This window comes from Shewanella sp. BJSY2023SW007, assembly GCF_047314525.1.
Classification (GTDB): domain Bacteria; phylum Pseudomonadota; class Gammaproteobacteria; order Enterobacterales; family Shewanellaceae; genus Shewanella; species Shewanella chilikensis.
This window is the reverse complement of sequence record NZ_JBKORL010000045.1, coordinates 1-10,553: the sequence shown is the minus strand read 5'-3', so window position 1 is coordinate 10,553 and position 10,553 is coordinate 1. Positions and strand designations below refer to the sequence as shown.

General features: G+C 55.0%; 8 protein-coding genes. 5 read left to right on the top strand and 3 right to left on the bottom strand.

The annotated features are described in order from the left end of the window. Positions 1–270: 270 nt before the first annotated feature. The 3 genes from ACMHXE_RS07845 to putP all read right to left on the bottom strand — a co-directional run bounded on the left by ACMHXE_RS07845 (position 271) and on the right by putP (position 4,309). Complete coding sequence (locus ACMHXE_RS07845) at positions 271–1,518, bottom strand: glutamate-5-semialdehyde dehydrogenase (protein ID WP_165564446.1); 1,248 nt, start codon at positions 1,516–1,518, stop codon at positions 271–273. Positions 1,519–1,564: 46 nt separating this feature from the next. Next, positions 1,565–2,707 (bottom strand): glutamate 5-kinase, encoded by a 1,143-nt coding sequence (gene proB, locus ACMHXE_RS07840; RefSeq protein WP_093982026.1) that lies wholly within the window; start codon positions 2,705–2,707, stop codon positions 1,565–1,567. A gap of 105 nt (positions 2,708–2,812) precedes the next feature. Continuing rightward, positions 2,813–4,309 carry a sodium/proline symporter PutP gene (gene putP / locus ACMHXE_RS07835; RefSeq protein ID WP_144133925.1) on the bottom strand — a complete coding sequence of 499 codons (1,497 nt, stop codon included), beginning with the start codon at positions 4,307–4,309 and terminating at the stop codon, positions 2,813–2,815. A 779-nt stretch (positions 4,310–5,088) separates the two neighbouring features. On the opposite strand from putP, the gene ACMHXE_RS07830 reads away from it, so the two are divergent. The 5 genes from ACMHXE_RS07830 (at position 5,089) to ACMHXE_RS07810 (ending at position 10,368) form a co-directional block, all read left to right on the top strand. Further along, positions 5,089–5,424 (top strand): ArsR/SmtB family transcription factor, encoded by a 336-nt coding sequence (locus ACMHXE_RS07830; protein ID WP_028779633.1) that lies wholly within the window; start codon positions 5,089–5,091, stop codon positions 5,422–5,424. A gap of 65 nt (positions 5,425–5,489) precedes the next feature. Then, the gene (gene arsB / locus ACMHXE_RS07825) at positions 5,490–6,530 is read left to right on the top strand and encodes an ACR3 family arsenite efflux transporter (RefSeq protein ID WP_165564447.1); all 1,041 of its coding nucleotides are present in this window, start codon (positions 5,490–5,492) and stop codon (positions 6,528–6,530) included. Continuing rightward, complete coding sequence (locus ACMHXE_RS07820) at positions 6,527–7,540, top strand: ArsJ-associated glyceraldehyde-3-phosphate dehydrogenase (RefSeq protein ID WP_025886849.1); 1,014 nt, start codon at positions 6,527–6,529, stop codon at positions 7,538–7,540. Before arsB ends, ACMHXE_RS07820 begins: the two co-directional genes overlap by 4 nt. 11 nt (positions 7,541–7,551) lie before the next feature. Beyond that, positions 7,552–8,793, top strand: coding sequence for an organoarsenical effux MFS transporter ArsJ (gene arsJ / locus ACMHXE_RS07815; RefSeq protein ID WP_413731900.1), 1,242 nt, complete (start codon positions 7,552–7,554; stop codon positions 8,791–8,793). A gap of 120 nt (positions 8,794–8,913) precedes the next feature. After that, positions 8,914–10,368 (top strand): MBL fold metallo-hydrolase RNA specificity domain-containing protein, encoded by a 1,455-nt coding sequence (locus ACMHXE_RS07810; RefSeq protein WP_039034434.1) that lies wholly within the window; start codon positions 8,914–8,916, stop codon positions 10,366–10,368. Positions 10,369–10,553 lie beyond the last annotated feature (185 nt).

Below are 10,553 nucleotides of genomic sequence, written 5' to 3'. Positions count from 1 at the left end.
ACAGGATCGCCTGTGCATAAGCCTGCGGCAGGCAATGAGAAACATCCGTCGCCGGAGGCCCTGCCAATACTAATTAGTAACTTTTAGCTGGAAGCCATGTTAGCCGCAGTGCCAGCGGCCTAAAGTTGTGGTTCAAATGCCTCAATGCAGAGCAGTCAGTGCGAGAAGGCCGTTCTCGGACACCCTGTCCTTATTCGGGCTTCCAGCATCCGCACTCTAGGGGTGGCAATAGCGGTTTGGCATTAGGCCCCGCTATTGCCAAACCCTTCCTCAATCGCGTGTCTGACCTGTGCCATTGACCAGGAATTTCTCCGTGGTCAATGACTCCAGTCCCATGGGGCCGTAGGCATGCAGCTTAGTGGTGGCGATACCGATTTCGGCACCGAGCCCAAGCTCGCTGCCGTCGCTGAAGCGCGATGAGGCGTTGACCATCACCACAGAGGCATCGACCCCTTGCTGAAACTGTTGCGCCGCTTGCTGGCTTTCGGTGCAGATCACCTCGGTATGGTGGCTGCCGAAGCGGGCGATATGCTCCATGGCATCCGCCAGCGAGTCGACCTGGCGTACGGCTATTTCCAGGTTCAGGTATTCCTGGCCGAACTCATCTTCCGTCAGCACAGTGGCCTGGTCGAAGAAGGGGGCCGCCTTCTCATCGGCATTGATCTTCACCCCCTTGTCGGCCAAGGCCTGAGCGGCGATAGGCAGCCAGACTTTGGCGATATCCTTGTGTACCAACAGGCCTTCCAGGGCATTACAGACACCGGTGCGCTGGGTCTTGCCGTTGAGCAGCAGGTTGAGCGCCTTTTCCACATCGGCATCTCTGTCGACATAGAGGTGACAAACGCCTTTAAAGTGCTGGATAACCGGGATTTTAGAGTTGTCGCTGACAAAGTTGATCAGGCCTTCGCCGCCTCTTGGGATCACCAGGTCGATATAGTCGCGCTGTTGCAACAGTTCCAGCATCAGGGCGCGGTCGGGATCCGGCACCACGGATACCAGCGCGGTCGGCAGTTTGAACTCCTGCAGCACTTTGTGCAGCACTTTGGCTATCGCCAGGCTGGAGTTGAGCGCCTCTTTACCGCCGCGCAGTATTACCGCGTTGCCCGATTTGAAACACAGCGCTGCGGCATCAGCGGTCACATTGGGGCGCGCCTCATAGATCATACAGACTACCCCGAGCGGCACTCTGAGCTTGCTTATCTGAATACCGTTGGGGCGGCGGCCCAGCTCGCGGCGCTGACCCACGGGGTCATCCAGCTCGACTATGGTGTCAATGCCACTGGCCATGGCGGCGATCCGCTCTGGCGTCAGGGTCAGACGGTCGAGCATGGCTTCGCTGAGACCTGCGCTGCGGGCCGCCAGGAGATCTTCCTCATTGGCCTTGAGAATATTGTCATTTTCAGCGAGAAGCGCCCGGGCCATCGCTTTCAGCACCTGATTTTTGGTTTGGGTATCTATGAGTGCCAGCTCCCTGGCCGCCTTGGCCGCTGAGCTTGCCAGTGTGGTTATCAGACTCATTTGGGTCCTCCTTTGTTCGTTGCGCTACTCTGCTGGCGGGCCGCTGCTATTTCTCCAGTTGCGGCGTTTTACTGAGCAGGGCGATATCTTTTTCCGAGACTATGCCGCCCAGGCTGTCGGTGAAGCTGTCGGCCAGTTCAGGGTCTTCCTGCTCGGCGATAAAACTCAGCAGGCTGCTGCTGTAGTTACTGCGGGCCTTGGCCAGACGGGTGCCGTCGTCGCTGCGCAGCAGTATGGTATCACCGGCGGCAAAGTTACCTTTGACCTCAAGTACTTCATTGCTGGAAAGCTCGGCGCAATTCTTGGCGCTGTCCATCTCCTCATCGGCGGCGACTATCACTTCCCCTTGAGCCCTGACAGTGTGGGTCAGCCAATGCATCCGCTCCTGCAACGGAGTTTCGGATGCCCGGAACAGGGTGCCGGGATTGCGGCCCGACAACAGGGCATTAAAGCTCTCCTCTTTGAAGCCGTTGACTATATAGGTATCAATGCCGTGGGAGCTGGCCTTTTCCGCCGCTTCTATCTTGGTGCGCATACCGCCGGTACCGACATCGCTGTGACTGCCGCCGGCCATGGCATAGATGGCGGCATCGATTTTATTGACCTCGGGCAGCAGCTCGGCATCGCTGTGCAGATGCGGGTTTTTGTTGTAGAGGCCATCAATATCCGAGCAGATCACTAAGGTATCTGCGTCGGCCGCGGCTGCCACCATGGCCGACAGGTTATCGTTGTCACCCACCTTGAGTGCATCTGTGGTGACGGTATCGTTTTCGTTGAGGATCGGCAGTATGTCGTGATCCAGCAGGGTAAACACGGTTTCCCTAATCGACAGGTAACGCTCTCTGTCGCGCAAATCGCCATGGGTCAGCAGAATTTGCGCCGTGGGAAAGTCGAAAAACTTATCCCAGGTCGCCATCATCTCAGTCTGCCCGGCGGCGGCCATGGCTTTTTTCAGTACTACCTGGGCCTCCGGGCTATTGGCTTCACTGCCCGGTTTGAGCGGAAATCTGTGGGCTCCGGCGGCAATTGAGCCGGAAGAAACCAGTATGGTCTGAATGCCTTTGGCGCGGCAGCGCACAATGAATTGGGCTATGGCCAGCAGATAGCGCGAGCTACAGCCCTGTCTGTCAGGGGCAATCAGGGCGCTGCCGACTTTTAAAACAATTCGTTGCCTTGGTTGCTTATTCATAACTTCCTTAACCTGTTTGAGGTGTTACTTCGAAGCGGATTGGGGATTGAAGCTAGACCCGGCGTCTGCCACCGGGTCTATAACGGGATTTGTACTATCCAGCTATCAGCCGACCTGCTGCAGCTTTTCCCGGGTAGCGTGGAAGGTCTCCTGCACTGAGTGTGAGGGATCCTGGCTAAAGTGACTGACCAGCACTATGGCCGTGGAGCTCATGATAAAGCCGGGAACTATCTCGTAGATCACACTGGAGAGTGTCTTGCCATCGGGCAACACCGGCAGCAGGATCCACAGCAGCACTGTGATGGCGCCGGTGAGAATACCGGCGACGGCGCCCGAGTGGGTCATCTTCGACCAGAACAGGCTGAACAGCACCAGTGGCCCGAAGGCGGCACCGAAACCGGCCCAGGCGTTACTCACCAGTGACAGTATGCTGCTGTTGCTGTCCAGGGCCAGCAAAGTGGCCACGGCAGCAACGGCAAACACCCCGAAACGGCCTATATTCACCAGCTTCTTCTCGTCTATGTCCTTGTGGAACACGGCGCGGTAGACATCCTCTGTCAGCGAACTGGATGACACCAGCAGCTGTGAGGAGATGGTGCTCATGATGGCCGCCAGAATCGCCGCCAGCAGGAAGCCACTCACCAAGGGGTGGAACAGAATTTCCGAGAACAGAATAAAGATGGTTTCCGGGTCCTGCAGCCCTGGGTGGAACTTGTTGACATAGGCGACACCGATAAGGCCTGTGGCCAGGGCGCCGAGTATGGTCACCAACATCCAGCTCATGCCTATGTTGCGGGCCGTCTTGATATCTTTAACCGAACGAATTGCCATAAAGCGCACTATGATGTGGGGTTGCCCGAAATAGCCCAGTCCCCAGGCCATGCTGGAAACAATCGCCAGCAGGCTCATTTTCTCCACAGATTCAGACAGAGGCACTATGGTGTGATTGGCCTGCGCCATCATCTCTGTGCCATTGTTGAACTCCTGAAAAGCCACTATAGGCACCATCACCAGGGCGACAAACATAATACAGCCCTGCACAAAGTCGGTCATACTGACGGCCAGAAAGCCCCCCAATAGGGTGTAGGCCACCACCACTGAGACAGTGATCACCAGGCCAAGCTGGTAACTCAGGCCGAAGGCGGATTCAAACAGTTTGCCCCCGGCGACCAGGCCGGCAGAGGTGTAGAGAGTAAAGAAGAGTATGATCACCGCTGCAGAAATCATCCGCACCGAGCCGTTTTTCTTCTCGAAGCGCTTGCTGAAAAAGTCCGGCAGAGTCAGGGCGTCATCTGCTTCCTGGGTATAAACCCTGAGCCTGGGCGCCACCAGCAGATAGTTGAACCAAGCGCCGATAAGCAGGCCAAGCGCAATCCAGATGGTGTCGAAGCCGATAACAAACATGGCACCCGGTAGACCCATCAGCATCCAACCGCTCATATCGGAAGCGCCGGCCGACAGCGCCGTGACCTGAGGGCTGACCTGACGGCCGCCGAGAATGTAGCCCGAAATATCATCGGTAGAATTGCGATAGGCAAACAGGCCTATCGCCAACATGACCACAAAGTAGATGGCCAAAGAGATATAACTCGAATAATCCATAGATTAGTGCCCGTTATTGCCACTGAAGGCTTGATTGAGTTTTTGTTTGCAGAATGGGTACAGGTAGGTTGAGAGTACGAGCCAGAAACACCCTAATTGGATCAGGTACTTGGCTTTATCTCTGAGGCTGATTTGGTAGCGTGAAAGATGACTGTCAGACTCCTGTGAGCTGTTGGCATTCATCGTGATTCTCCTTCCTTAAGTTTCAGCTAAAGTGGGACTAGCGAAAAACCACTTGAAGGCTAACCAATTAATTGATTAGTGTTCAAATGGTTTTGGTTCGAACGATATTATTCATGTTTATCAGAAAATGATCAAGTTTCTATCTGAGTGATTCACTGGGTTATGACTTGATGTCTTGTATGTTTTTCATTAAAAATCATTCGCTTATTTTTGATGAAACTTAATCTTTTCAATTTTTAATATATTGCATGCAATTATAAGACAAGCGATAAGATCTCGATTTGAGCTATAACTGTTTTGCAATCAAGCTCTGAAATAAGCCGGAAATAATTAGAGTTTAAAATTAATTTACGACAGTACCTGACTCTGCTAAATGAACAGTTGCAACCCTGCGCAATCGCTGGGCCAGATCTCCAATTCCAATCCGATAGACTCCTCAAAATAGCGCTTGAACTATAGGTGTTTTTATATATGATTTAGCACATATCTGTTTATCCATATATTCTCCAGGTTACTGAAGATGCTCATTTGAATGGCCAACTGAAACGGCAGATGTATGGCAGGCCGACTAATGGCCTTAAGGAGTGGTGCTTATCATGGAACTAACCATTTTTTTCAAAGCCTTGGCCGATGAAACCCGGCTGCGCAGTCTGCTGTTGATCCTGCAGCAGGGAGAACTTTGTGTCTGCGAGTTGACTGAGGCCCTGGCCTTGAGTCAACCGAAGATCTCCCGTCATTTGGCGCAGCTGCGAACTCAGGGGCTGCTGCAGGACAGACGCCGGGGCCAATGGGTGTTTTATCGTCTCAGCCCCGAACTGGCACCCTGGTGCGAGCAGTTGCTGCGGGACACACTGACGGCCAACCCTGGCTTTATTGCTGATGAGCTGACTCGGCTGGAGGCTATGGCCTCGAGGCCGCAAGCTTGCTGTTGAAACAGGCCGAAATCTATCACTTGAGCGCCGGAAGTTAACCGCCGGGGGATCGGAGAGGGGGATGTATGGGAATTTTTGAACGTTGGCTCAGCCTGTGGGTAGGGCTGTGCATTTTAGCTGGGATAGCACTGGGTTATTTGGCGCCGGGTGTATTTACCGCGGTGGCGGCGCTGGAATACGCCCATGTCAATTTGGTGATCGCCGTGCTTATCTGGGTGATGATCTATCCCATGATGGTGCAAATTGACTTTTCCGCTATCAAGGATGTTGGCCGAAATCCCAAGGGATTGCTGCTGACGCTGGTGATCAACTGGTTGGTGAAGCCTTTTACCATGGCGCTGCTTGGCTGGCTCTTCTTTCGTTTTCTGTTTGCCCCCTGGGTCGAACCGCAAACGGCGCAGGAGTATATCGCCGGGATGATCCTTCTCGGAGTCGCTCCTTGTACCGCCATGGTGTTTGTCTGGAGTCAACTGACCCGGGGCGATGCCAACTACACTCTGGTGCAGGTATCGGTCAATGATGTGATCATGATTTTTGCCTTCGCACCACTGTCGGCGCTGCTGCTGGGGGTGAGTGATATTCAGGTGCCATGGGAAACCTTGATCCTATCTGTGGCGCTGTATGTGTTGCTGCCCTTGTTAGCCGGGGTATTGACCCGCAAACACCTCAATAGCCGACCAGAGGCGATCACGGCCTTGCTGTCCAGGCTCAAACCCTGGTCGATATTGGGGCTGCTGCTGACGGTAGTGCTGCTGTTTGCACTGCAGGCCGAAACCATAGTGGCCCAGCCGCAAAATATTGTGCTGATCGCCATTCCACTGTTACTGCAGACTTACGGTATTTTCCTGCTGGCCTGGTGGCTGGCGAAGCGTTTGCGCCTGCCCCACAGCATAGCCGCTCCGGCTTGCATGATAGGCACTTCCAACTTTTTCGAACTGGCGGTTGCCGTGGCTATCTCCCTCTTTGGTCTGCACTCGGGAGCTGCGCTGGCCACAGTCGTTGGGGTACTGGTGGAAGTGCCTGTGATGCTGTCCCTGGTGGCATTTGCCAACCGTAGCCGCAGTAACTGGGCAGCGGCCAAAAAAATTAACGGAGAATTGAGATGACAATAAAGGTGGGAATTAACGGCTTTGGCCGTATGGGACGGCTGGCCTTGAGGGCTGCCTGGGATTGGCCGGAACTCGAATTTGTGCAGATCAACGACCCTGCAGGTGATGCCGCCACCCTGGCGCATCTGTTGGAGTTTGACTCGGTTCATGGCCGTTGGTCGCACCCAGTCGAGCATGAGGGCAGTGCCATAGTCATAGCCGGTCGGCGGATAGCGACCAGTCGCAATCAGGCCATTGCAGACAGCGATTGGTCTCAATGCGATCTGGTGATCGAAGCCTCGGGCAAGATGAAAACCAAGGCGCTGCTGCAAGCCTATCTTGATCAAGGGGTGAAACGTGTGGTGGTTACAGCGCCGGTGAAAGAGGACGGTGTCGCTAACCTGGTGATGGGGGTGAATCATCAGAGTTACGACCCGGCCAGGCATCCGATAGTAACAGCCGCATCCTGTACTACCAATTGTCTGGCGCCTGTGGTCAAGGTTATCCATGAGAACTTCGGCATTCGCCATGGCTCCATGACCACTATCCACGACATCACCAACACCCAGACCATATTGGATGCGCCCCATAAGGATCTGCGCCGAGCCCGCGCCTGTGGCCAGAGCCTGATCCCGACCACCACAGGCAGTGCCACCGCCATTACCCATATTTTCCCTGAGCTGAAAGGCCGCCTCAACGGCCATGCGGTCAGGGTGCCGCTGGCCAACGCCTCACTGACCGACTGTGTGTTTGAACTGGAGCAAACAGTGACAGAGCAACAGGTCAACGACTTGTTGCAACAGGCGGCCGAGACTGAACTCAAGGGTATTCTCGGCTTCGAGTCGCGGCCGCTGGTGTCGGTGGACTACAAGACAGATCCCCGCTCCTGCATAGTGGATGGGCTGTCTACCATGGTGATCAACGGCACTCAGCTCAAACTCTACTGTTGGTATGACAACGAATGGGGTTATGCCAATCGCACCGCCGAGTTGGCGCTGATGGTGGGCCGTTTGGACCGGGATGCCTGAAGGACAACACCATGGCTGAAATGAGTCCGGCGCTGCGCCAATATCTGCTGATCACCGGCAACTACTGGGCCTTTACCCTGACAGATGGTGCGCTACGCATGCTGGTGGTGCTCTATTTCTATCAGTTGGGTTACGGTGCGCTGGCCATTGCCATGCTGTTTCTCTTCTATGAGTTTTTCGGTGTGGTCACCAATCTGTTGGGCGGCTGGCTCGGCGCCCGTTTGGGGCTCAACCGCACCATGAATATCGGCCTTGGGCTGCAGATAGTGGCGCTGGCCATGCTGTTGGTGCCTCAGGCCTGGCTGACCATTCCCTGGGTAATGGCGGCCCAGGCACTGTCGGGGATTGCCAAAGATCTCAACAAGATGAGTGCCAAGAGTGCCATTAAGACTCTGGTACCCAAGGATGCGGCCCAGGCGGGACAGACCCTGTATCGCTATGTGGCGTTGCTGACCGGCTCCAAGAACGCCCTCAAAGGAATAGGTTTCTTCCTCGGCGGCGCCCTGCTTAGCCTGTTGGGATTTGCCGGTGCCATTGCCGCCATGGCCGCTGTTTTGACCTTGGTGTGGCTGAGCTCGCTGCTGTTTCTCAAGGCGGAACTGGGCCAGGCCAAGAATAAGCCCAAGTTCAGTGAGCTGTTTTCCAAAAGCCGGGCAGTGAATATTCTCTCTGCGGCCAGGCTGTTTCTGTTTGCTGCCAGGGATGTTTGGTTTGTGGTGGCCTTGCCTGTGTATCTGGCCAGCCAATTTGGCTGGGATCACTGGCAGGTGGGGGGCTTTCTGGCCGGCTGGATTATCGCCTACGGCTTGGTGCAGGCCCTGGCACCCAGACTGACCGCCAGGACTGACGGCAAGACAGCCGGCAAGCATAAAGGCTCGGCCTTGCCGGGACGGGCGGCGGCGCTCTTCTGGTGCGGCTTGCTCGCTCTGGTGCCCGCGCTTATCGCCCTTGGGCTTGATAGCCAATACTCCCACGTCTGGCTTATCGGTGGCCTGTTGCTGTTCGGAGCCTTGTTTGCGGTGAACTCTTCGCTGCACAGTTTTCTGATTGTCAGTTATGCCCGCGAGGATGGGGTATCCCTGGATGTGGGGTTCTACTATATGGCCAATGCCGCCGGGCGCTTGCTGGGCACAGTGCTTTCCGGTGCGCTGTTTCAGTGGTGGGGGCTGGAGGCTTGTCTCTGGGTTTCCAGCGCCATGTTACTGCTGACTCTGATTATCTCCCGTGGTCTGCCCCAAGAGCATGAGGCGTAATGATCCATTGCAAAATTAGACTATAAGGGAGTGTCACTTTTTCCCATAAGGGCATAGGCTTAGAGGTGCGGTAAAGTTATTTCCGCAGCTGTATTGAATTGTTTCAAAGAGGGAAGTGTTATGTCCATGAGCTTGCAGTTTTGGGGTGCTACCCAGGAAGTCACAGGTTCCTGCCATCTGTTGCGGGTCAACGATGCAAGTTTGTTGTTGGATTGTGGTCTTATTCAGGGAGGGCGGCAGGATGAATTGCGTAACCATGAAGCCTTTCCCTTTGCTCCTGAATCCCTGACTGCCGTGGTGTTGAGTCACGCTCATATCGATCATTCTGGGCGCTTGCCCCTGCTGGTGAAGCAGGGTTTTAGCGGCCCAATCTACACCCATAAGGCCACCATGGATCTGTGCGCCATCATGCTCAAGGATGCCGCCATGCTGCAGCAGCGTGATGCCGAGCGGCAGAACCGCAAACGTGCCAGGCAAGATCTCGAACCGATAGAGCCGCTGTTCACCGAAGAAGATGTCGAACTGGCACTGACCCGTTTTATTCCACTGGACTATGGCACCAAGCTGGATCCCATTCCCGGTGTGACCCTGTGTTTGAGTGATGCCGGCCATATTCTGGGGTCGGCGCTACTGGAGCTGTGGATCAATGATGGCAACACCCAGAAAAAACTGGTGTTCAGTGGCGATCTTGGCCGCGCCGGTATGCCGATCCTCAAAGATCCTACGCTGATCCAACAGGCCGATCTGGTGCTGATGGAAAGCACTTATGGCGACAGGTTGCACCGGAGTTGGGAGGCGACTCTGGAAGAACTCAAGGGGATCTTCGCGACAGCCATCAGTGAGAGCCGCGGCAATATCCTGATCCCTGCCTTCTCGGTTGGCCGGGCGCAGGAGCTTTTGTATCTGTTTCACCTTTATGCCGGGGAGTGGGATCTGTCACGTTGGAAAATCTGCCTCGACAGCCCCATGGCCATAGAGGCCACCAAGGTGTATATCAATAACTATCCCTTGATGGACGAGGACTTCAAGCGTTTCGTGCATCAACACCCCGGGCAGCACCCGCTGCTGTCTGGAATAGAGTTTATCCAAAGTACCGAAGAGTCGATGGAACTCAACGACGTACACCAGGGGCTTATCATTATTGCCGGCAGCGGCATGTGTAACGGCGGTCGTATTCGCTGTCATCTGGAACACAACCTGTGGCGGCCCGAGTGCGACATTATCATCTGTGGTTTTCAGGCACTGGGAACCCCGGGGCGGCTGCTGGTCGATGGCGCCAGTGAGCTTACCATCAACGGTAATTCGGTGAATGTCGCCGCCAGAATTCACACAGTCGGTGGGTTGTCGGCCCATGCGGATCAGGCCGAATTGCTGCGCTGGTATCGTGAGTTTGAGGGCGCGCCGCCACTTATTCTGGTTCACGGTGAGCCGGATGCCCAGCGGCAACTCCTGAGTGTGCTGGAACATGCCGACGGCGTGCAGCCTAAGCCCAGACCTCAGGCCTCGGCTATAGCGACCGAAGGCGACAAGCTGGATCTCAGCCGTTTACCCGAACTGAGCTGGGTTGTGGGCTAAGTGTGTTGTCAGGCTTAACAGCTTCAGAGAATTAAACAGGGTTATTTTATCTTTGCCATTAACAACAAATAAAAACGCCCCTTAATAAAGGCAACGTAGTTCACTTAAGCGGAGCTGCCTTGTGATTAACAGGGTATCGGGTCTTTGATATTTTTACCGCCCTAGGCCGATTTGGCTTAGGGCGT